This window comes from Kitasatospora sp. NPDC024654 (assembly GCF_055559155.1).
The window spans coordinates 45142-67735 of the sequence record NZ_JBVHLF010000003.1; the positions used below are offsets into that span (position 1 = coordinate 45142).

Annotated in this window: 17 protein-coding genes; 15 read left to right on the plus strand and 2 right to left on the minus strand. The window is 73.2% G+C overall.

Annotation, left to right across the window (positions count from 1 at the left end; translation table 11 throughout):
* The first annotated feature begins 7 nt into the window (after positions 1-7).
* Positions 8-250 carry a hypothetical protein gene (locus ACZ38L_RS02665; RefSeq protein WP_465688513.1) on the plus strand — a complete coding sequence of 81 codons (243 nt, stop codon included), beginning with the start codon at positions 8-10 and terminating at the stop codon, positions 248-250.
* A gap of 95 nt (positions 251-345) precedes the next feature.
* Entirely contained in the window at positions 346-1197 is an 852-nt protein-coding gene (locus ACZ38L_RS02670) for a polysaccharide deacetylase family protein (RefSeq protein ID WP_465688515.1), read from the plus strand.
* 2 nt (positions 1198-1199) lie between these two features.
* Here ACZ38L_RS02670 and ACZ38L_RS02675 read toward each other — a convergent pair whose 3' ends face one another.
* Complete coding sequence (locus ACZ38L_RS02675; protein ID WP_465688517.1) at positions 1200-2408, minus strand: class I SAM-dependent methyltransferase; 1209 nt, start codon at positions 2406-2408, stop codon at positions 1200-1202.
* A gap of 233 nt (positions 2409-2641) precedes the next feature.
* Between ACZ38L_RS02675 and groES the strand changes: the two genes are divergently transcribed.
* From groES to ACZ38L_RS02690, 3 genes are all read left to right on the plus strand, one after another.
* Positions 2642-2947, plus strand: coding sequence for a co-chaperone GroES (groES, locus tag ACZ38L_RS02680; RefSeq protein ID WP_396555403.1), 306 nt, complete (start codon positions 2642-2644; stop codon positions 2945-2947).
* A gap of 114 nt (positions 2948-3061) precedes the next feature.
* Complete coding sequence (groL, locus tag ACZ38L_RS02685; protein ID WP_465688519.1) at positions 3062-4690, plus strand: chaperonin GroEL; 1629 nt, start codon at positions 3062-3064, stop codon at positions 4688-4690.
* 133 nt (positions 4691-4823) lie between these two features.
* Positions 4824-5822, plus strand: coding sequence for a LysR family transcriptional regulator (locus tag ACZ38L_RS02690; RefSeq protein WP_465688521.1), 999 nt, complete (start codon positions 4824-4826; stop codon positions 5820-5822).
* Positions 5823-5896: 74 nt separating this feature from the next.
* On the opposite strand, the gene ACZ38L_RS02695 is transcribed toward ACZ38L_RS02690, so the two are convergent.
* A complete protein-coding gene (locus tag ACZ38L_RS02695; RefSeq protein WP_465688523.1) occupies positions 5897-6211 on the minus strand; it encodes a WhiB family transcriptional regulator in 315 nt (104 codons plus the stop codon).
* Positions 6212-6755: 544 nt separating this feature from the next.
* Between ACZ38L_RS02695 and ACZ38L_RS02700 the strand changes: the two genes are divergently transcribed.
* The 10 genes from ACZ38L_RS02700 to guaA all read left to right on the plus strand — a co-directional run bounded on the left by ACZ38L_RS02700 (position 6756) and on the right by guaA (position 22549).
* A complete protein-coding gene (locus ACZ38L_RS02700; protein ID WP_014136228.1) occupies positions 6756-7367 on the plus strand; it encodes a response regulator transcription factor in 612 nt (203 codons plus the stop codon).
* Between the two features lie 291 nt (positions 7368-7658).
* Positions 7659-8363 (plus strand): RNA polymerase sigma factor ShbA, encoded by a 705-nt coding sequence (shbA, locus tag ACZ38L_RS02705; protein ID WP_465688525.1) that lies wholly within the window; start codon positions 7659-7661, stop codon positions 8361-8363.
* 352 nt (positions 8364-8715) lie between these two features.
* Positions 8716-10218: an IMP dehydrogenase gene (gene guaB, locus ACZ38L_RS02710; protein WP_465688527.1), complete on the plus strand. Its 1503-nt coding sequence runs from the start codon at positions 8716-8718 to the stop codon at positions 10216-10218.
* 111 nt (positions 10219-10329) lie between these two features.
* The gene (locus tag ACZ38L_RS02715; RefSeq protein ID WP_396555393.1) at positions 10330-11445 is read left to right on the plus strand and encodes a GuaB3 family IMP dehydrogenase-related protein; all 1116 of its coding nucleotides are present in this window, start codon (positions 10330-10332) and stop codon (positions 11443-11445) included.
* Between the two features lie 223 nt (positions 11446-11668).
* The gene (locus tag ACZ38L_RS02720) at positions 11669-13573 is read left to right on the plus strand and encodes a serine/threonine-protein kinase (protein ID WP_465688529.1); all 1905 of its coding nucleotides are present in this window, start codon (positions 11669-11671) and stop codon (positions 13571-13573) included.
* A 23-nt stretch (positions 13574-13596) separates the two neighbouring features.
* Complete coding sequence (locus ACZ38L_RS02725) at positions 13597-14721, plus strand: protein kinase domain-containing protein (RefSeq protein ID WP_465688531.1); 1125 nt, start codon at positions 13597-13599, stop codon at positions 14719-14721.
* 151 nt (positions 14722-14872) lie between these two features.
* Positions 14873-16582, plus strand: coding sequence for a serine/threonine-protein kinase (locus ACZ38L_RS02730; protein WP_465688533.1), 1710 nt, complete (start codon positions 14873-14875; stop codon positions 16580-16582).
* A 67-nt stretch (positions 16583-16649) separates the two neighbouring features.
* Positions 16650-18269 carry a succinic semialdehyde dehydrogenase gene (locus ACZ38L_RS02735; protein WP_465688535.1) on the plus strand — a complete coding sequence of 540 codons (1620 nt, stop codon included), beginning with the start codon at positions 16650-16652 and terminating at the stop codon, positions 18267-18269.
* Complete coding sequence (locus ACZ38L_RS02740; protein ID WP_465688536.1) at positions 18266-20080, plus strand: GMC oxidoreductase; 1815 nt, start codon at positions 18266-18268, stop codon at positions 20078-20080. The genes ACZ38L_RS02735 and ACZ38L_RS02740 overlap by 4 nt, the downstream gene beginning before the upstream one ends.
* Before the next feature lie 873 nt (positions 20081-20953).
* A complete protein-coding gene (guaA, locus tag ACZ38L_RS02745) occupies positions 20954-22549 on the plus strand; it encodes a glutamine-hydrolyzing GMP synthase (RefSeq protein ID WP_465688538.1) in 1596 nt (531 codons plus the stop codon).
* The last annotated feature ends 45 nt before the right edge of the window (positions 22550-22594 follow it).

Genomic DNA, 22594 nt, shown 5'->3' on the forward strand with positions numbered 1-22594 from the left:
GGCGGCGATGTGGGAGGCCAGGGCGGCGGACGGCCGCGGCGCCGAGCTGCTGGCCTGGGCCGAGGCGACGGCGCTGGCGGCGCTGGCCGGCGCCGAGCGGGCCGAGCTGTTCAGCGCTCCGGGCGAGCGGGTGCTGCTGATCGGCTGGTGGCCCGAGGGCGTGGAGCCGGGCGCGGTGCCGGAGCCGCCGGCCGGGCTGCTGGCCCGGCCACCGCATCGCTGGTCCTTCACAAGTGAGAAAATCGTATAAGCGCGGTAGCGTTCCTCCCCAGAATCTGTTCGAAACAGGGGCTTGGGGAGCACGTGGTGGCGAGGCGGGGCGGGAGCCGGCGAAAGGTTTCTGCGGTGGGGGCGCTGGCGGTCCTCGCGGCAGTGAGCGGCTGTGGCGGCAGTGGTGGGGGCAGGACGAGCACCGGCGCCGCGCCGACCCCGGCCCCGTCCGCCGCGCCGTCCGGTCCGGCCGCCCCGGCCTCGGGCACGCCCACCGTGGCCGCTGCCGCGGCCTGGGCGAAGTGGAACCTCCAGCCGCTGCCGCCGGCCCCGGCCGCCCCGGTGGACAAGCCGGTCAAGCTGACCGCCGCCGGTCCGGTTCCGGTGATCAGCTCGATCCCCACCACCGACAAGGTGGTCTTCGTGACCCTGGACGACGGCGCGGAGAAGGACCCGAAGTTCGTCGAGATGATGAACGACCTGAAGGTCCCGGTCACCATGTTCCTGATGGACGACGCCATCAGGAACGACTACGGCTACTTCAAGCCGCTCCAGGCGCTCGGCAACCACGTCCAGAACCACACGCTGCACCACCCGGCGATGAGCACCAAGTCGCTCGCCCAGCAGAAGGCCGAGGTCTGCGGCGACCAGCAGGTGCTCACCCAGCAGTACGGCAGCGCGCCGTTCCTGTTCCGCCCGCCGTACGGCGACGGCGCGCACAGCGCCAACCTCAACACCGCCGTGCAGCAGTGCGGCCCGCGCGCCGTCGTGCTCTGGCAGGAGACCATGCAGATACACGACATGCAGTACCAGACGGGGGACCACAGGCTGAAGCCCGGCGACATCATCCTGGCGCACTTCCGCGGTCCGCAGGACCTCAAGGGCGAGACGATGACCCAGATGTTCGGCGAGCTGCTCAGCCGGATCCAGGAGCAGGGCTTCGCCGTGGCCCGCCTGGAGGACTACATACAGGCTCCCGCCGGCTGAACTCAGCCGCGCGCCGGCTGACCCAGCATCATCAGCGGCCCGTGGTCGGTCCGGCTGAGGATCACGGTCAGCTCGTTCGGCCCGCTCGGCCGCAGCTGCCGGCGCAGCTCCTCCGGGGTGATCCCGACCCCGCGCTTCTTGATCACGACCGTCCCGACGCCGCGCTCGCGCAGCAGTGCCTTGAGCCGCTTGACCTGGAACGGCAACACGTCGGTCAGCTCGAACGCGTGGGCATAGGGGGTGGGCACCAGCCGGTCGGAGGTCAGGTAGGCGATCCGCGGGTCGATCAGGGTGCCGCCCACCAGCTCGGCCACCTCGGCCACCAGGTGGGCGCGGATCACCGCGCCGTCCGGCTCGTAGAGGTACTGGCGGACCTGCCCGGCCGCCGGCCAGCGCCCGCCGCCGGGCAGCACCGGCGGGTCGGGCAGCCGGCCGCCGGTCAGGGTGTGCCCGCCGGGCAGCAGGGTGGCCCGGTGCGGCCGGTCGGCGCCGACGTCGGTGCCGAACCAGAGCACCGCCTCCTTGACGTCGCCGTGGTCGGAGACCCACTCCGCCTCGGCGTCCTCGGGCACCGCCTCGTGCGGGATGCCCGGCGCCACCTTGAGCGCGCCGAACCGGGCCGCCCGCCCGGCGCCGACCGCCCAGCTGAGCGGCGGCGCGTACGCCTCGGGGTCGAACACCCGGCCGTGCGAGGTGCGCCGGGCCGGGTCGGTGAAGACCGCGTCGAAGCCGGTCAGGTCGGTCTCGGTGACGTCGGCGCAGCGCACCTCGATCAGCTCGGCGAGGCCCAGCGCGGCGGCGTTCGCGGCGGCCACCGCGCAGGTCAGCGGGTCCCGGTCGACGGCGACCACGGAGATCCCGGCCCGGGCCAGGGCGATCGCGTCGCCCCCGATGCCGGCGCACAGGTCGGCCAGCCGGCGCACCCCGAGCGCCGCGAACCGGCCGGCCCGCCACTCGGCGACGCTGCGCCGGGTGGACTGCTCGACACCGTTGGGGGTGAAGTACATCCGTTCGGCGTCCACGCCGAACTTGGCCGCCGCCCGCTGCCGCAGCGCGGCCTGCCCGAGCGCCGCGGTGACCAGCTCCGCCGGGTGGTCACGGCGCAGCCGGGTGGCCAACGCCAGCTCCTGCCCGGGCGCGTAGTCGCGCAGTTCGGCCAGCAGCAGCTGGCCCTGGTCGGTGAGCAGGCGCTCGAAGTTCTCGGTCTCCACCCGGTCATTGTCCCGGTTCCGGTCCCGCGCCGAGCGGCCCGGCGAAAGACGTCGGGCGCGCCGTTGGCACTCTGGTTGACTGAGTGCTAACCGCCGCCTATGGTCGTTCCTGGCACTCCCCCCAGGGGGAGTGCTAACGCGACTGAACCGGTCTGACCCCCGCGACGGCAGACCGCAGACGTCGCCCACCTACCTGTTAGACAACCCCGTAATCTCCGAAGGGGAGCTCGGACGTGACCACCAGCAGCAAGGTTGCCATCAAGCCGCTTGAGGACCGCATCGTGGTCCAGCCGCTCGACGCCGAGACCACCACGGCCTCCGGCCTGGTTATCCCGGACACCGCCAAGGAGAAGCCCCAGGAGGGCGTCGTCCTGGCCGTCGGCCCGGGCCGCTTCGAGGACGGCCAGCGTCTGCCGCTCGACGTCGCCGTCGGCGACGTCGTCCTGTACTCGAAGTACGGCGGCACCGAGGTGAAGTACCAGGGCGACGAGTACCTCGTCCTCTCGGCTCGCGACGTTCTCGCCATCATCGAGAAGTAAGCAAGCCCCGGCGGGCTGACGGTCCGCCACCTCGCCCCGCCCCGGGACCCGTGACAGGGGCCCGGGGCGCGGTTGTTGGTCCACGTGACGCAGATATCCCGAGGAAACGGAATCATGGCGAAGATCCTGCAGTTCGACGAGGACGCCCGCCGCTCGCTGGAGCGCGGTGTCAACAAGCTGGCCGACACCGTCAAGGTGACCATCGGTCCCAAGGGCCGCAACGTCGTCATCGACAAGAAGTTCGGCGCCCCGACCATCACCAACGACGGTGTCACCATCGCCCGTGAGGTCGAGCTCGACGACCCGTACGAGAACCTCGGCGCGCAGCTCGTCAAGGAGGTCGCCACCAAGACCAACGACGTCGCGGGTGACGGCACCACCACCGCCACCGTGCTGGCCCAGGCCCTGGTCAACGAGGGTCTGCGGAACGTCGCCGCCGGCGCCGGCCCGGCCGCCCTGAAGAAGGGCATCGACAAGGCCGTCGCCGCCGTCACCGAGCACCTGCTCTCGGTCGCCCGCGAGATCGAGGGCAAGGACGACGTCGCCGCCGTCGCTTCCCTCTCCGCCCAGGACCCGCAGGTCGGCGAGCTGATCGCGGAGGCGATCGACAAGGTCGGCAAGGACGGCGTGATCACCGTCGAGGAGTCCAACACCTTCGGTGTGGAGCTGGACTTCACCGAGGGCATGCAGTTCGACAAGGGCTACCTGTCGCCGTACTTCGTCACCGACCAGGAGCGCCAGGAGGCGGTCCTGGAGGACCCGTACATCCTGATCAACCAGGGCAAGATCTCCTCGATCCAGGAGCTGCTCCCGCTGCTGGAGAAGATCCTGCAGGGCGGTGCCTCCAAGCCGCTGCTGATCATCGCCGAGGACGTGGACGGCGAGGCGCTCTCCACCCTCGTGGTGAACAAGATCCGTGGCACCTTCAACGCGGTGGCCGTCAAGGCCCCGGGCTTCGGTGACCGCCGCAAGGCCATCCTCGGCGACCTGGCCACCCTGACCGGTGCCACCGTCATCTCCGAGGAGGTCGGCCTCAAGCTCGACCAGGCCGGCCTGGACGTGCTCGGCACCGCCCGCCGGGTCACCATCACCAAGGACGAGACCACGGTCGTCGACGGCGCCGGCGCGGCCGACGAGGTCGCCGGCCGGGTGGCCCAGATCAAGGCCGAGATCGCCAACACCGACTCGGACTGGGACCGCGAGAAGCTGCAGGAGCGCCTGGCCAAGCTGGCCGGCGGGGTCTGCGTGATCAAGGTCGGCGCGGCCACCGAGGTCGAGCTCAAGGAGCGCAAGCACCGCCTGGAGGACGCCATCTCGGCGACCCGCGCCGCGGTCGAGGAGGGCATCGTCGCCGGTGGTGGCGCCTCCCTGGTGCACGCCGCCAAGGTGCTGGACGGCGGCCTGGGCCTGGACGGCGACGAGGCGACCGGTGTCGCGGTCGTCCGCAAGGCGCTGGCCGAGCCGCTGCGCTGGATCGCCCAGAACGCCGGCCTGGAGGGCTACGTCATCACCTCCAAGGTCGCCGAGCTGGAGGCCGGCCAGGGCTACAACGCCGCCACCGGTGAGTACGGCGACCTGGTGAAGGCCGGCGTCATCGACCCGGTCAAGGTCACCCGCTCCGCGCTGGAGAACGCCGCCTCGATCGCCTCCCTGCTGCTCACCACCGAGACCCTGGTGGTGGAGAAGAAGGAGGAGGAGGCCGAGGCCGGCCACTCGCACGGCGGCCACGGCCACTCGCACTGACGCGAGCCGGTACCGGTACCGCACCGAGGCCCGGCCGCTCCCGCACCGCGGGGGTGGCCGGGCCTCGGCCGTTTCCCGGCCTCGGGATCCGGCGGCGTTTTGCCCCGGCCGGGCTAGGGCCTATAACGGACGCATGATCGAGGCTCGCCATCTCCGGGTCCTGCGCGCCGTCGCCCGGACCGGCTCCTTCTCCGCCGCCGCGCGCGAGCTGGGCTGCACCCAGCCGGCCGTCAGCCAGCAGATGAAGGCGCTGGAGAAGGCGGTCGAGCTGCCGCTGGTGGTCCGCGCGGGCCGCGGGATGCAGCTGAGCGAGGCCGGCGAGGTGCTGCTCAAGCACGCCACCGGGATCCTGGCCGGGCTGAGCGCGGCCGAGGAGGAGGTCGCCGCGATCGCCGGGCTGCGGGCCGGGCGGGTGCGGCTGGTCTCGTTCCCGACCGCGAGTTCCACCCTGGTGCCGCCCGCTGTCGCCCAGCTGCGGGGCGCCCATCCGGGGGTGCGCGTGTCGCTGGTGGAGGCCGAGCCGCCGGAGTCGCTGGCGATGCTGCGCGGCGGCGAGTGCGAGGTCGCGCTGGCCTTCCGCTACTCGGACGGCGCGGCTCCGCCGGCCGTGCCCGCTCACGGCGGCACCCGGGCGGCCCGGGCCGAGGCGGTGCTGGCGGCGGCCGAGACGGCGGCCGCGGGCGACTGGTCCGACCTGGTGGTGCGCCCGCTGCTTGACGATCCGTTGGTGGGGCTGCTGCCGGTCGGGCACCGGCTCGCGGAGCGTACCGAGGGGCAGCCGGTGAAGCTGGCCGAGCTGGCCGGGGAGCAGTGGATCGCGGGCTGTCCGCAGTGCCGCGGGCACCTGGTGGAGCTCTGCGCCGGAGCCGGGTTCGAGCCCCGGATCGACTTCGCGACCGACGACTACCCGGCGGTGGTGGGCCTGGTGGCGGCCGGCCTGGGGGTGGCGGTGCTGCCGGGGCTGGCGCTGACGGCGGTGCGGTACGACGGGGTGGCGGCGGTGCCGGTGCACGCCGTGCCCGGCGGGCCCGCGGTGCGACAGGTGGTCGCGCTCACCCTGCCGGATCTGGCCGAGGTGCCGGCCGTGGCGCTCATGCTCGACCGGCTCGCCTCGGTGGCGGCCGGTCGTTGAGCCGGTTCGCCGGGTGGCGGCCCGGGCGTGCTTGATGCGCCGCACCACGGAGGCGCACTGAAGAAACGTTTCTGCTACTGACGGACGCTCAACGGCACTTCGACCAGCCGGTTGCGCGAGCGGCCCTGCAGTTCCTCGCGCTCGTCCTCGGTCAGTCCTCCCCAGACGCCGTACGGCTCGCGGACCGCCAGCGCGTGGGCGGCGCACTCGGTACGGACCGGACAGCGCATGCAGACCTCCTTGGCGCTCTGCTCGCGTGAGCTGCGGGCGGCGCCGCGTTCCCCCTCGGGGTGGAAGAAGAGCGAGCTGTCCACGCCGCGACAGGCGGCGGAGAGCTGCCAGTCCCACAGATCCGCGTTGGGGCCGGGGAGTCGGGAGAAATCTGCCATGGCTCATTCCCTTCGGTGAAGGCGTCCGTTCGGCGAGGCTTCGAGGTGTCGGGATGGACACCTGGAAATATGACTTACGGCGACCCACGGGACAAGTCACCCACAGAGTTGCACATCAGTCAATGATCGTACAAAAGCTATTAAAACGGACGATCGGGGCATGAGAATCGGCGGGCGGTGGCGTGGCAATCGGGTGGCCCGGAGTGTCGGCGCGCCCGGGTTCGAGGCTGTCCGTGGCCGTGCTCCGGCGTGCGCGGCCGGTGACCGGCGCGCGCCATGAGCACAAAAGAGCGGTGTCTGCCCCGCGATGCGGCTGATCGGTAATGGGACGGCCACGTACAGTGGTGGATATGGCCCTGAGGCCCGTAACTCATTCGAGTGACGGTCGTTGGAAGCGTGGAGGCGGTTGGCGGGTGCCGGACGCCCAGGGTGATCGTCGGGTGACCGGCGGTCCGAACGGGGTCGGCGCCGAAGAGGCCGTGTCGGAGAGATTCGTACCAGCCAGGAGGCTCAACGTGACGCGGATCAGCTGCGGAGGACGGTCATGACATCCGTTCTCGTTTGCGACGATTCACCGCTCGCCCGGGAGGCGCTGCGCCGGGCGGTCGCGACCGTCCCCGGTGTGGACCGGGTGACCACAGCGACAAACGGTGAGGAGGTCCTCCGCCGCTGGGTGGCCGATCGCTCGGATCTCGTCCTGATGGACGTCCGGATGCCCGGGCTCGGCGGGGTCGAGACGGTCCGCCGGCTACTGTCGGCCGACCCCGGAGCCCGCATCATCATGCTCACCGTCGCGGAGGACCTCGACGGGGTGGCCCTCGCGGTGGCCGCCGGCGCCCGCGGCTACCTGCACAAGGACGCCTCGCGGGCCGAGCTGCGGGCCACCGTGACCCAGGCGCTGGCCGACCCGACCTGGCGCCTGGCGCCACGTCGGCTGCGCAGCCCGGACATGGGCGCCGCGCCCACCCTGACCGCGCGTGAGATCCAGGTGCTGGAGGGCATGAGCCACGGGCGCAGCAACGCGGAGATCGGCCGCGAGCTCTTCCTCTCCGAGGACACCGTGAAGACCCACGCCCGGCGGCTCTTCAAGAAGCTCGGCGCCTCGGACCGCGCCCACGCGGTCGCGCTCGGCTTCCGCTGGGGCCTGGTCCGCTGAGCCCGTCCGCCGGCCCGGTGGCGCGCTCCGCCCTCCTCGCAACGGAGGGCGGGGCGCGCCCGGATATAGGCCGCCGGGCCCCGGAGGCTGCACCATGGAGGGGTGGAGCATCTCGGGGAGCAGCGGACAGGCACTGCGGCGGATCTCGCAGCCGTGGTCGGCACGACCGAGAACGACGGGGTCGACAGTGGCGTGAAGGGGGGTGGGGCGGTGCCCGCGGCGGATAACGTTCCGATGCACAACTCCGGGTGCGGTGCGACGCTCGAAGGAACGACCAGGCACCATGGACCGATGCGTGACGACGAGGCCGCCGACCCCGGCCAGGCAGATCCGGGTGGTGCCGTGACGGACGGTGCCTCCGGCGACGAGTCGTCCGATCCTTCGTCCGCCGGTCGGCGCGGCCGCCGGAGCGCGGACCGGGTCGGCACCTCGCCGCTGGTCGCCGAGCTGGTGGCGGCGGCCGTCCGGGGCGAGGGCCCGGCCACCGACGCGCTGCTCGCCTACGTCCACCCGCTGGTGCTGCGGTACTGCCGCGGCCGGCTGGTCCGGCTGCCCGGCGGTGCCCGGCACCACGTGGACGACGTGGCGCAGGAGGTCTGCGTCGCGGTGCTCTGCGCGCTGCCGCGCTACCGCGACGAGGGGCGCCCGTTCGAGGCCTTCGTCTACAGCATCGCCGCGCACAAGATCGCCGATCTGCAGCGGGCCGCGATGCGCGGGCCCGGCTCGACCGTGATCCCGCCGGACGACCTGCCGGAGCTGCCGGACGAGGCGCTCGGCCCGGAGGAGCACGCGCTGCTCAGCAGTGACGCGGCCTGGGCCCGGGAGCTGCTCTCCAACCTGCCGGCCCGGCAGCGCGAGCTGGTGCTGCTCCGGGTGGCGGCCGGGCTCTCGGCGGAGGAGACCGGCGAGGTGCTCGGGATGTCGCCGGGGGCGGTCCGGGTGGCCCAGCACCGGGCGCTCAGCCGGCTGCGGGCGCTGGCGGAGGAGTCCGCCTGAGGGGGTCCGCCCGAGGGGCGGCTGAGGGACCGGCCGGCCACGCTGTGTGCCGGAAGCACACACGTGATCGAGCTGTTGTCAAGGGGGCGCGAGTGGACATTCGCGATGCCAGTACCATGGGGTATCGGCGCCTGGACGGGTTGCCAAAGATCTGCACGTGTGAGCGGCTTTCTCTTGGATGTTCCTCCAAGTGCGGTGGTTCTTGGCGGCCTGACCTGTGCCGGTGAGCGCGCGGGTGCGAGGCGGCCGTACCACGGCAGCCGACCGCTCCGTCGCGCGTGACATGCGCCCCCGACCCTCCACAGGGCGCGCTCAGACCGACCAGGCCGGCCACGGGAAGGTATCCCCCACCATGTCTTACAACGCCGCAGGCGTACCCGAGAAGTTCGCGATGCTCGGGCTCACGTACGACGACGTCCTGCTGCTGCCCGGGGCCTCGTCGGTGCTGCCCAACCAGGTCGACACCGGCTCCCGGGTGTCCCGGAACGTCCGGGTGAACATCCCGCTGCTCTCCGCCGCGATGGACAAGGTCACCGAGGCCCGGATGGCCATCGCGATGGCCCGCCAGGGCGGCGTCGGCGTGCTGCACCGCAACCTGTCCGTCGAGGACCAGGTCAACCAGGTCGACCTGGTCAAGCGCTCCGAGTCCGGCATGGTCACCGACCCGATCACGGTCGGCCCGGAGACCACCCTGGGCGAGGCGGACGCGCTCTGCGCCAAGTTCCGGATCAGCGGCGTGCCGATCGCCGACCCGGACGGCAAGCTGCTGGGCATCGTCACCAACCGTGACATGGCTTTCGAGTCGGACCGCGGCCGCCAGGTCCGCGAGATCATGACCCCGATGCCGCTGATCACCGGCAAGGTCGGGATCTCCGGCGAGGATGCCATGGCGCTGCTCCGCCGCCACAAGATCGAGAAGCTGCCGCTGGTCGACGACGAGGGCCGGATCAAGGGCCTGATCACCGTCAAGGACTTCGTCAAGGCCGAGAAGTACCCGAACGCGGCCAAGGACGCCGAGGGCCGGCTGCTGGTCGGCGCGGCCGTCGGTGCCAGCTCGGAGGCGTTCGACCGGGCCCAGGCGCTGGTCGAGGCGGGCGTCGACTTCCTGGTGGTGGACACCTCGCACGGCCACAGCCACAACGCGCTGGACTGGATCGCCAAGATCAAGTCGGCCGTCGCGGTCGACGTGGTCGGCGGCAACGTGGCGACCCGGGACGGCGCCCAGGCGCTGATCGACGCCGGCGTGGACGGCGTCAAGGTCGGCGTCGGCCCTGGCTCGATCTGCACCACCCGGGTGGTCGCCGGCATCGGCGTGCCGCAGGTGACCGCGATCTACGAGGCGGCGCTGGCCTGCCGCGCGGCCGGCGTGCCGGTGATCGGCGACGGTGGCCTGCAGTACTCCGGCGACATCGGCAAGGCGCTGGCAGCCGGCGCCGACACCGTGATGCTGGGCAGCCTGCTGGCCGGCTGCGAGGAGTCCCCGGGCGAGCTGCTGTTCATCAACGGCAAGCAGTTCAAGTCGTACCGCGGCATGGGCTCGCTGGGCGCCATGCAGTCCCGCGGACAGGGCCGGTCGTACTCCAAGGACCGCTACTTCCAGGCCGAGGTGGCCTCGGACGACAAGCTGGTGCCCGAGGGCATCGAGGGCCAGGTGCCCTACCGCGGCCCGCTCTCCGCGGTGCTGCACCAGCTGGTCGGCGGCCTGCGGCAGACCATGGGCTACGTGGGTGCGGCCACCGTCGCCGAGATGGAGAGCAAGGGCCGGTTCTGCCGGATCACCTCCGCGGGCCTCAAGGAGAGCCACCCGCACGACATCCAGATGACGGTCGAGGCGCCGAACTACACCGCGCGCTGACGAAGATCTTTGGAAGGCCCGCCACCGGTGGTGGCGGGCCTTCGTGCGCGTGGGCGGCGGGCGTCCGGGATACTGGGGGGCGATTGTGAGCAGCAAGCAGAGAGGCTCGAAGTGACTGAGATCGAGATCGGGCGAGGCAAGCGCGGCCGCCGGGCGTACTCCTTCGACGACATCGCCGTCGTCCCCAGCCGCCGGACCCGGGACCCGAAGGAGGTCTCGATCGCCTGGCAGATCGACGCCTACCGGTTCGAGCTGCCCTTCCTGGCGGCCCCGATGGACAGCGTGGTCTCGCCCGCACAGGCCATCGCGATCGGCCGGCTCGGCGGCCTCGGGGTGCTCAACCTGGAGGGGCTGTGGACCCGCTACGAGGACCCGCAGCCGCTGCTGGACGAGATCGCCGCGATCAGTGACGCGGCCCAGGCGACCCGCCGGCTGCAGGAGATCTACGCCGCGCCGATCCAGGCCGAGCTGATCGGCCAGCGGATCAGGGAGGTGCGCGAGTCGGGCGTCGTCACGGCCGCCGCGCTCTCCCCGCAGCGCACCGCCGAGTTCTCCAAGGCGGTCGTGGACGCCGGTGTGGACGTCTTCGTGATCCGCGGCACCACGGTCTCCGCCGAGCACGTCTCCGGCGCGGCCGAGCCGCTCAATCTGAAGCAGTTCATCTACGAGCTGGACGTCCCGGTGATCGTCGGCGGTTGCGCCACCTACACCGCGGCCCTGCACCTGATGCGCACCGGCGCGGCCGGTGTGCTGGTCGGTTTCGGTGGCGGCGCCGCCCACACCACCCGCAACGTGCTGGGCATCCAGGTGCCGATGGCCACCGCGGTGGCCGACGTCGCGGCGGCCCGCCGGGACTACATGGACGAGTCCGGCGGCCGCTACGTGCACGTGATCGCCGACGGCGGCGTGGGCTACAGCGGCGACATCGCCAAGGCGGTGGCCTGCGGCGCGGACGCGGTGATGATCGGTGCCGCGCTGGCCCGGGCCACCGATGCCCCCGGCAAGGGCTTCCACTGGGGCATGGAGGCGGTGCACGAGGAGCTGCCGCGCGGGAAGCGGGTCGACCTGGGCACGGTCGGCACCACCGAGGAGATCCTGACCGGTCCCTCGCACACCCCGGACGGCACGATGAACCTGTTCGGCGCGCTGCGCCGGGCGATGGCCACCACCGGCTACTCCGAGCTGAAGGAGTTCCAGCGGGTCGAGGTGACGGTCAGCCACCGCTGATCCGCCGTCAGAACGCTTGCCCGGGTGTGGCCCCCGCCGTCCGGTGGGGGCCACACCCGTTCCGGGGAGTGGCGGAATCCGATCGGGATGCGGGAAAATCCAGGGGTCGAGTGAACATCCGCCCTCGACACAGGGGATGATGGAGGCTTGGCCGTCCTCTACGTCCCGCTGAGGACCGACGGTCCGTCACCCGATCGGCAGCAGCACATGGGGGAACGCCCGAATGACCCAGCCGCAGGGCACTTCCGGACGCGTCCTGGCCGGCCGCTACCGGCTCGACTCGATCCTCGGCAGCGGCGGGATGGGGACCGTCTGGCGGGCCGAGGACGAGATGCTCGGCCGGATCGTGGCGGTGAAGGAACTCCGGATGCACGGCGGGGTCGACGAGGACGAGAAGCACCGTCTGATCGTTCGCACCCTGCGCGAGGCCAAGGCCACCGCCCGGATCCGGCACGCCGCCGCGGTCACCGTCTTCGACGTGGTCGAGGAGGACGACCGGCCGTGGATCGTGATGGAGCTGGTCGACGGCCGCTCACTGGCCGAGGTGATCAAGGAGGACGGCCCGGTCGCGCCGTCCCGGGCCGCCGAGATCGCGCTCGAACTGCTCGGCGTGCTCGGTGCCGCGCACAGCCACGGCATCCTGCACCGCGACGTCAAGCCGTCCAACGTGCTGATCGGCGAGGACGGCCGGGTGGTGCTCACCGACTTCGGCATCGCCAGCGTGGAGGGCGACTCCTCGGTCACCTCCACCGGGATGCTGGTCGGCGCGCCCTCGTACATCTCGCCGGAGCGGGCCCGCGGGCAGAAGCCCGGCCCGCCGGCCGACCTCTGGTCGCTGGGCGGCACGCTCTACGCGATGGTCGAGGGCAAACCGCCGTACGACCGCGGGTCCGCGCTGGCCACCCTCACCGCCGTGATGACCGAGGAGCTGCCCGCGCCGGCCAACGCCGGCCCGCTGCGCCCGGTGATCGAGGGGTTGCTGGACAAGGACCCGGAGCAGCGGCTGGACAACTCGACCACCCGGTCGATGCTCAAGCGGATCATCGCGGAGTCGACCAGCCGGGCCGAGTCGACCACCCAGTCGGCGATGCCGGCGCGCAAGCCGGACCAGAAGACCACGGCGGAGAAGCCGGAGCAGGTCGAGCCGGCCGAGCCGGCGAAGGAGAGCGAGCCGGCCGGCGGGAAGAAGCCGAAGCAGCTGCCGAAGGTGCCCGGGCTGAGCACGGTCCGGGTCGGCAGCCGGTTGCCCGCGCCGGAGGCCGCGACGCCGAGCCCGGCCAAGGAGGACGCTCCGCCGGCCGCCCCCGCGGGCGGTGAGCCGGCCGACACCGGCGGCTGGACCCGCAGCGAGACGCTCGGCGCGCCCTCGCGGCTCCGGCTGCGGCGCCGCCAGCTGGTGCTGGTGGTGGTCGTGCTGCTGCTGATAGCCGGGCTGGTCGGGCTGGCGATGGCGTCCGGCGGGAAGGGCGCGGGGAAGGCCGCCGCGGGGCCGAGCGACCCGATGTCGCTGGCCGCGCAGAGCACGCCGGCCGGGGCGGGGGCCGTGTCGCCGTCGCCGGTCCCGAGCACCCCGGCGGCGAGCGCGAGCGCCCCGCAGGGGTCCGAAGCCCCCGCGAGCGGCCCGGCCGCCGCCGTTCCGGCCTCGGTCGCCGCTTCGCCCGCAGTCCCGTCCGGCTCCGCAGTCCCGTCCGGCTACACGCTCCACCAGGACCCGTCCGGCTACTCGATCCAGCTCCCCGACTGGCTGAGCTACCAGGGCCACACCAGCGACTCCGCCGACAGCAGCCGGTTCACCGGCCGCGACGTCACGCTGGTGGTCGAGTGGAAGTCGCCCGCCGACGCCAGCGCCCTCGCCGACTGGCAGCAGGAGGCGGCGGGCTTCCACGCCAGCGACTACCAGCTGGTCCAGCTGCAGGCGGTGTCCGGCTGGCGGTGGAGCAACGCGGCCGACTGGGAGTGGACCTTCGGCTCGGGCACCAGGCAGCACTCGCTGAACCGCGGCTTCGTCACCGGCAACGGCAAGTACGGTTACGCGATCTACTGGACGGCCAACGACAGCGACTGGAACTCCCCGGACCTGAGCCAGGCCCGGGACACCGGCTTCGCCACCTTCCAGCCGGCCTCCTGAGCCGGGACGGGGACGGGGAGGGCATGCGCGCGGAGTCCGACCGGGTGGTCGGCGGCCGGTACCGGCTGACGGGCGACCGGCAGCCGTCCGCCGCGGGCGAGCCGCTGGACGCCGTCGACCTGCGCGACGGCACGCCCGTGCGGCTGGAGCCGCTGGAGCTGCCCGAAGTCCTCGCCCCCGACCTGTACGGCAGTGAGTCGCCGGGCCCCGGCCGCTGGCTGGACCCGGCCGAGGTGCTCGCCGCCGCCACCGAGGCGATCGACGGCTGTCCGGAGCACCCGCGGCTGCAGCAGGCCTTCGCGGCACTGGCCGAGGAGGGCGTGCTCTGGTGCGCGGTGGAGCGGCCGGCCGCGGCCGGGCTGCCGGCGCGGCTGGCCGGCGGGGCGCTGCCGCCGTACCGGGTGGCCGAGCTGGCGGCGGACCTGGCGCGGGCGCTGCGGGCCGTGCACCGGGCCGGCCGGGTGCACGGCAAGGTGCTCGCGCAGACCGTGCTGCTCTGCGAGGACGGCGCCGCGCTGCTCGGCGGCCATGCCTCGGGCGCGGCGGAGGAGGCGCTGGCCCGGACGCTGGGCGGCCCGGACGGTCGGCGCTGGGTGCCGGTCCGCGCCGAGCTGGTCGGGCCGCGGGCCGAGCGCTGGGCGCCGGAGCTGCTGGCGGCGCCCGGTCCGGTCGCCGAGCCGGGGCCGCCCGCCGACTGCTGGGCGCTCGGCGTGCTGCTGTACCGGCTGCTGACCGGCCGCAGCCCGTTCCCCGAACACACCCCGGCCGCGCTGTTCGCGGCCGTCCGCGCCGGCGGGCCGGACGGCACCGCGGACTGCGGGCCGCTGCGCCCGCTGGTGGACCGGCTGCTCGACCCGGATCCGACCGCCCGGCTGACCGCCGAGGAGGCGGTGCTCGTGCTCGCGGAGCTGCTGGCGAGCGCCCCGGAGCCGTATCCCGAGGAGCGTCCGGCCGAGGAGCCGTTGCCGGTGCCGCGTCCGGCCGGGCGGCTGGTGCGCTGGCGCCGTGGGGCTGCCGAAGCGGTGCCGAGCGAGCACGCCCGGCACGCCCGGCACCGCCCGTCGGCGCTCCTACCGGTGCTGCTGGTGGTGGGTGTACTGACCGCTACGCTGCTGGCGCTGGCGGCCATCGTCTGGTTGGCAGGCTGACGACCCGCCCGCCGCCGGTGGGTCACGTCACAGCAGGGTCACGTGAGCGGGGCGCGATTCCGGCTGGCGGGCCGGGCGCCTAGGCTGTGAGGGATACGTTGTTCGAGCGGTGATCAGTTGCGTGGTGCACCGAAGAGGGGGAGCGGTCGCCATGAGCGGACGGGACCAGGAAGTGCGGATGCTGGCCGGCCGCTACGAGCTGGGTGACCGGCTCGGCCGGGGTGGCATGGGCACGGTCTGGCGCGCCCGCGATCTGATGCTCGATCGCGAGGTCGCGGTCAAGGAGCTGACCGTCAACCACCTGCCGGAGGAGGACCTCGCGATCCTCCAGTCCCGGATGAAGCAGGAGGCCCGCGCCGCGGCGCGGATCAAGCACCCCGGCGTGATCACCATCCACGACGTGCTGGAGCAGGACGGCCGGCCGTGGATCGTGATGGAGCTGGTCGACGGCCGCTCGCTGGCCGACGTGATCTCGCAGGACGGCCCGCTGAACGCCCGCGAGGCCGCCGGGATCGGCGCCCAGGTGCTGGCCGCGTTGCACCGCGGCCACCAGCTCGGCGTGCTGCACCGGGACGTCAAGCCGGCCAACGTGCTGCTGGAGCACGGCACCGGCCGCGTGGTGCTGCTGGACTTCGGCATCGCCAAGTTCGAGGGCGACTCCGAGCTGACCCGCCCGGGCGACCTGGTCGGCTCCCCGGACTACCTGGCGCCGGAGCGGGCCCAGGGCGAGCGCCCCGGACCCTCCTCCGACCTGTGGGGGCTCGGCGCCACGCTGTACGCGGCGGTCGAGGGCCAGTCCCCGTTCCGCCGGGAGAGCCCGCTGAGCACGCTGGCCGCCGTGGTCGACGAGCCGTTGCCCGAGCCGCGCCGGGCGGGCGCGCTCGGTCCGGTGCTGGCCGCGCTGATGGCCAAGGGGCCGGGCGACCGGCCGGGCGCCGACGAGGCGCTGCGGATGCTGCAGGAGGTCATGGCGGGCCACACCATCGGCATGGCGCAGGTCCCGCGGCAGGCTCAGCAGGTGCACCGGACGCCGACCCAGGCGGTTCCGGTGGTGGACCGCCAGGAGCCGGAGCCCCAGGCGGAGTCCCAGCCCGAGTCCGTGGCCGAGGAGCAGCACCAGCCGACCGGGCCGACCGAGCTCCGGTCGCCCGAACAGCCCGCCCCGACCCCGCCGGCGCCCGCCCCGCGCCGCCGCCGCTCACGGGTGCGGATCGCGCTGGTCGTGCTGGTCGTGCTGGTGGTCGGCGGCGCCGGCGCGCTGGTGGCGGTGGACCGGCTGGGCCGCACGACCTCGACGGGCGCTGCCACCCCCGGCACGCCGTCCCCGTCACCCTCGACGAGCGCGAGTCTGGTCCCGGAGGACGCCAGCGCCTCCCCGCTGGCGCCGGGCACCGTGCTGCCCGGCTACCAGTGGACCCAGGACCCGGCCGGCTTCGGTTTCCAGCTGCCCACCGCCATCGGCAGCTGGCAGCGCACCACGGACAGCTCCAACCAGATCTACTACAGCCCGGACAGCCAGCGGCACGTGCTGCAGTTCGCGGTGAACGTGGGCCAGTCGCTCTCCCCGCTGGACCACCTGACCCAGCTGGAGGTGGACGTCCGCAAGAAGCTCAAGGCCTACCAGCGGATCACCCTGGCCGCGAACAAGGTCCGCGGCATGCAGGGCGCCCGCTGGGAGTTCACCTACAACAGCGTCAACCCGACCAACCCGGGGCCGCGCCACATGATCGAGGAGGAGTACATGGACACCGACGGCACCTCCTACGCGATCCTGATGTCCTGCCCCGACAACCCCTCGGACTGGACGCTGACCCAGCAGTGGTTCACCGCGGTGCTCAACAACTTCACCCCCACCTCCTGAAACCTGCTGGTGGGTTTCCGGTTACCGGCGGGTACCGGTCCGACCATCCAGCCCTTAGGCTGCGCGCATGACGGACATCACGGCAGTCAGCCGCGGCTCCGGCCGCAACCCCGTGGCCCCGGGCCCCGGCCGTACGGTCGCCTCGGCGGTCCCCCGCTCCCTGGTAGCCCGGCTGGCCCGGGGCGTCACCGCCGCCGCCGGCGCGGAGACCGTACGGACCATCGCGCCGCTGACCGGTGAGCCGCTGGCCGAGCTGCCGCAGTCCACCCCGGCGGACGTCGAGCGCGCCTACCGGCTGGCCCGCCAGGCGCAGCGGGACTGGGCCGCGCAGCCGGTGCGCCGCCGGGCGGCGGTGTTGCTGCGCTTCCACGACCTGCTGCTCAGGCGACAGGACGAGGCGCTCGACCTGATCCAGGCGGAGACCGGCAAGTCCCGGCTGCACGCCTTCGACGAGATCCTCTCGGTCGCCATGGCGGCCCGCTACTACGGGCGGCGCGCACCCGGCCAGCTGCGCGACCACCGGCGGAGCGGCGCGCTGCCGGTGCTGACCCACACCGTCGAGGCGCGCCGGCCGAAGGGCGTGGTCGGCCAGATCTCGCCGTGGAACTTCCCGCTGGAGCTCTCGGTCGGCGACGCGCTGCCGGCCTTCGCGGCGGGCAACGCGGTGGTCAACAAGCCCGACACGCAGACCGCGCTGACCGCGCTCTGGGCCCGCGAGCTGCTGGTCGAGGCCGGGCTGCCGGCCGAGTTGTGGCAGGTCGTGGTGGGCGACGGCCCGGTGGTCGGGCCCGAGGTGGTCGAGCGGGCCGACTACGTCTCGTTCACCGGCTCCACCCGCACCGGTCGCGAGGTGGCCCAGCGGGCGGCCGCCCGGCTGGTCGGCGCCTCGCTCGAGCTCGGCGGCAAGAACGCCATGCTGGTGCTCTCCGACGCCGACCTGGACCAGGCCGCGGCGGGCGCGGTGCGGGCCTGCTTCTCCTCCGCCGGGCAGCTCTGCGTCTCGGTCGAGCGGCTCTTCGTGCACCGCTCGGTGGCCGACGCGTTCCTGGCGAGGTTCGCCGAGCGGACCCGCGCGATGCGGCTGGGCACCGGCCTGGCGTACGGCGCCGACATGGGATCGCTGGCCTCCGCAGGGCAGCTGGAGGTGGTCACCCGGCACGTCGAGGAGGCGGTCAAGGCGGGCGCCACGGTGCTGGCCGGCGGCCAGGCCCGGCCCGACGTCGGCCCGTTCTTCTTCGAGCCGACGATCCTGGACGGTGTGACCCCGGAGATGGCGGTCTGCGCCGAGGAGACCTTCGGCCCGGTGGTCTCGGTGTACCGGTTCGACACCGAGGAGGAGGCCGTCGCGGCCGCCAACTCGACGCCGTACGGCCTCAATTCGAGCGTCTGGACGCGCAACACCCGGCACGGCGCGCGGCTTGCCGCCCGGCTGCGCACCGGCACGGTCAACATCAACGAGGGCTACGCGGCGGCCTACGGCTCGGTCGCCTCCCCGATGGGCGGGATGGGCGACTCCGGCCTCGGCCGTCGGCACGGCACGGAGGGCATCCTGCGCTACACCGAGGCGCAGACCATCGCCACCCAGCGGATCATGCCGATCCGTCCCGCGTTCGGCCTGGACGAGCAGGCCTTCGCGGCCCTGCTGACCGGGGGCCTGCGCGCGCTGAAGGCGCTGGGCTTCAAGTGACCAGCCAGGAGGGAGAGTTGAGCGTGGCGGAGGACTTCGACTACGACGTGGTGGTGGTCGGCTCGGGCTTCGGCGGATCGGTGGCGGCGCTGCGGCTGACCGAGAAGGGCTACCGGGTCGCCGTGCTGGAGGCCGGGCGCCGGTTCACCCGGGACGACCTGCCCAGGAACTCCTGGGACCTGCGCAACTACCTGTGGGCCCCGGCGCTGGGCCTCTACGGGATCCAGCGGATCCACCTGCTGGCCAACGTGCTGGTGCTCGGCGGGGCCGGGGTCGGTGGCGGCTCGCTCAACTACGCCAACACCCTGTACGTCCCGCCGAAGGCCTTCTTCGAGGACCGGCAGTGGCGGCACATCACCGACTGGGAGGAGGAGCTGCGGCCCTTCTACGACCAGGCCCGGCGGATGCTCGGCGTGCGGACCAACCCCACCACCACGCCGTCCGACGTCCACCTCAAGGGCGCGGCCGAGCGGATGGGCGTCGGTGACACCTTCCACCCCGCGCCGGTCGGGGTCTTCTTCGGCGACGGCCGGGATGCCGACGGGACGGCCAAGGCCGCTCCGGGCGCGTCCGTCGAGGACCCGTACTTCGGCGGCGCCGGGCCCGAGCGGCGGGCCTGCGTCGAGTGCGGCGAGTGCATGACCGGCTGCCGGCACGGCGCCAAGAACACCCTCACCGAGAACTACCTGTACCTGGCCGAGCGGAACGGCGCGGAGATCCACCCGCTCACCACGGTGGCCCGGATCCGCCCGCGCGGCAGCGGCTTCGCGGTGGACGTCAAGCGCACCAACGCCCGCTCCCGGGACGCCCGCCGGGCCGGCGCGCGGACCCTGACCGCGGCCCGGGTGGTGGTCGCGGCCGGCACCTACGGCACCCAGACCCTGCTGCACCGGATGCGCGACGAGGGCCGGCTGCCGGCCATCTCGGCCAGGCTCGGCGAGCTGACCCGCACCAACTCCGAGGCACTGGTCGGCGCGCAGACCACCGACCGGCGCTACGGCGGCCCGGTGGACTTCACCAAGGGCGTGGCGATCACCTCCTCGATCCACCCCGACGAGAACACCCACATCGAGCCGGTCCGCTACGGCAAGGGCTCCAACGCGATGGGCCTCCTGTCGATCATGCAGGTGCCCGGCGGCGGCCGGGGCCCGCGCTGGCTGCGGGCCGGTGCCACCTGGCTGCGGCACCCCGGGGTCTTCGCCCGCTCGCTGAGCAACCGCAAGTGGTCGGAGCGGACCATCATCGGCCTGGTGATGCAGTCGCTGGACAACTCGATCACCGTCTCGCGGAAGAAGAGCGGACTCGGCCGGGGCTCGCTGACCTCCCGGCAGGGGCACGGCGCGCCCAACCCGAGCTGGATCCCGGCGGCCGAGGAGGGCGCCCGGGCGCTGGCGGCCGAGATCAACGGCTTCGCCGGCAGCACGGTCGGGGAGGTCTTCGACATCCCGATGACCGCGCACTTCATCGGCGGCTGCCCGATCGGGGACAGCGCCCGCACCGGCGTGGTCGACCCGTACCAGCGGTTGTACGGCTACCCGGGGATCAGCGTGCTGGACGGCTCGGCGATCTCCGCCAACCTCGGGGTGAACCCGTCGCTGACCATCACCGCGCAGGCCGAGCGGGCGATGGCGATGTGGCCGAACAAGGGCGAGCCGGACCCGCGGCCGGCCCAGGGCGAGTCGTACCGGCGGGTCGCGGCGGTGCCGCCGGTGCGGGCGGCGGTGCCGGAGGGCGCGTTCGCGGCGCTGCGGCTGCCGTTGCTGCCGGTCCCGGTGGTGCCGGCCCGGCCGGCAGGGACGCAGGAGGACTAGGGCAGGGCAAAGGGCCCCGCGGGGGAACGGGGCCCTTTGTCGCTCAGCACGCGGCGTCAGGGCAGCGCCGGTGCTGGGGCGACGGCGCTGGGGGGAGGAGCGCCGTCTATTCGGTTGGCTCTGCGGTGCGCCGGGCGGGCCGGGCACGCGGGTCACGCGTGGGTGGCACGGCCGATCGGCAGTGACAGCGGGTGTTCGCTCACCCGGAGTGAGCGGCCGGCGGCATCCCGGTGGACCCCAGTGAGCACCACCTGCGCCGAACCCCTCCTGAGCATCGTGGTGGACGGAGGCCGTGCTCTGCAACCGGTTCGGCACAGTTCGGCACAGTCCATTTTCTCCCGGCGGCGCTCCTGACACGTTGTCAGCAGCTGCCGGCCGGCGCGGACGGGCCGGCGAGAAGCGGTCACTGTCGGTAGCTGACCGGCGGGTGCGCCGGGCGGTGCGGCGACCGGCCGGGCGTCCCCGGGCCGACCGCCGCACCTCCGGGTGCAGTCGTGGGCCGGCCGCTGTCCCCTGCCGCCGGTCCACCGCACCCGCGCACGGTCCCACGGCACCCCGGGTGCCCGGCCGGGCCGGGAGTCGGGGGTGCCACGTGCGCGAGTGGACTGGTGCTTCCACGCGTGGTCCTGCCGAGCCGTACGTCGCGACGGTCCAGGCGCCTGGCCGCGGTGTGCCGCGCCTGGCGGGCGCGGCACGGTCGTACGGTCGGCCGGTGCAACGAGTCCGGGCCGGGAGCGGACACGGGGGCGCGGCAGACGGGTGATGCGGCCCGGCCGGTAGACTCGGGAACGACACCCGCCCATCCGTCGCCCGCCGCCACCCCCACGGACGCGCTGCGCGGCGACACCCCCGTTTGCTGCCGGAAGGCTGTCCGTGTCCTCTGCACCGCCCGACCAGTCCGCACCGTCGGTCGACACCGTCCTGGTGGTCGACTTCGGCGCCCAGTACGCCCAGCTCATCGCCCGTCGGGTGCGTGAGGCCCGGGTCTACAGCGAGGTCGTCCCGCACACCATGCCGGTGGCGGAGATCCTCGCCAAGAACCCGAAGGCGATCATCCTCTCTGGGGGCCCGTCCTCCGTGTACGCCGAGGGCGCGCCCTCGATCGAGCGTGAGATCTTCGAGTCCGGGATCCCGGTCTTCGGCATGTGCTACGGCTTCCAGCTGATGGCGCAGGCGCTCGGCGGCACCGTGGACAACACCGGCAACCGCGAGTACGGCCGCACCCCGATGACCGTCACCCAGCCCGGCTCCACCCTCTTCGAGGGCACCCCGGTCGACCAGTCGGTCTGGATGTCGCACGGCGACGCCTGCTCCGCCGCTCCCGAGGGCTTCACCGTCACCGCCCGCACCGAGGGCGTTCCGGTGGCTGGCTTCGAGAACGACGCGCTGCGGCTCTACGGCGTCCAGTACCACCCCGAGGTGCTGCACAGCACGCACGGCCAGCAGGTGATGGAGCACTTCCTCTACCGCGGCGCCGGCCTGACCCCGAGCTGGACCACCAGCAACGTGGTCGAGGAGTCGATCGAGGCGGTCCGCGCGCAGGTCGGGACCAAGCGGGTGATCTGCGGTCTCTCCGGCGGGGTGGACTCCGCGGTCGCGGCCGCGCTGGTCCAGAAGGCCGTCGGGGACCAGCTGACCTGCGTCTTCGTGGACCACGGGCTGCTCCGCAAGGGCGAGGCCGAGCAGGTCGAGAAGGACTTCGTGGCCGCCACCGGCGTCAAGCTGAAGGTGGTCGACGCGCAGCAGCGGTTCCTGGACGCGCTGGCCGGGGTCACCGATCCCGAGGAGAAGCGCAAGATCATCGGCCGGGAGTTCATCCGGGTCTTCGAGCAGGCCGCCCGCGAGGTGGTCGAGGACGCCGGCGCGACCGGCGAGCCGGTGGAGTTCCTGGTCCAGGGCACCCTCTACCCGGACGTGGTGGAGTCCGGCGGCGGCGCCGGCACCGCCAACATCAAGTCGCACCACAACGTCGGCGGGCTCCCCGACGACATGCAGTTCCAGCTCGTCGAGCCGCTGCGCCGGCTGTTCAAGGACGAGGTCCGGATGGTCGGCCTGGAGCTCGGCCTGCCCGCCGAGATCGTCTGGCGCCAGCCGTTCCCCGGCCCGGGCCTGGGCATCCGGATCGTCGGCGAGGTCACCAGGGCGCGCCTCGACCTGCTGCGCGAGGCCGACGCGATCGCCCGCGCCGAGCTGACCGCGGCCGGCCTGGACCGGGACATCTGGCAGTGCCCGGTGGTGCTGCTGGCCGACGTCCGCTCGGTGGGCGTGCAGGGCGACGGCCGCAGCTACGGCCACCCGATCGTGCTGCGCCCGGTCTCCTCCGAGGACGCCATGACCGCCGACTGGTCGCGGGTCCCGTACGAGGTGCTGGCGAAGATCTCGACCCGGATCACCAACGAGGTCCCGGACGTGAACCGGGTGGTGCTGGACGTCACCAGCAAGCCCCCGGGCACCATCGAGTGGGAGTAGTCCCCACCTAGTCCCCACCCGTTGAACGGCCGCACCGCCAGCCAC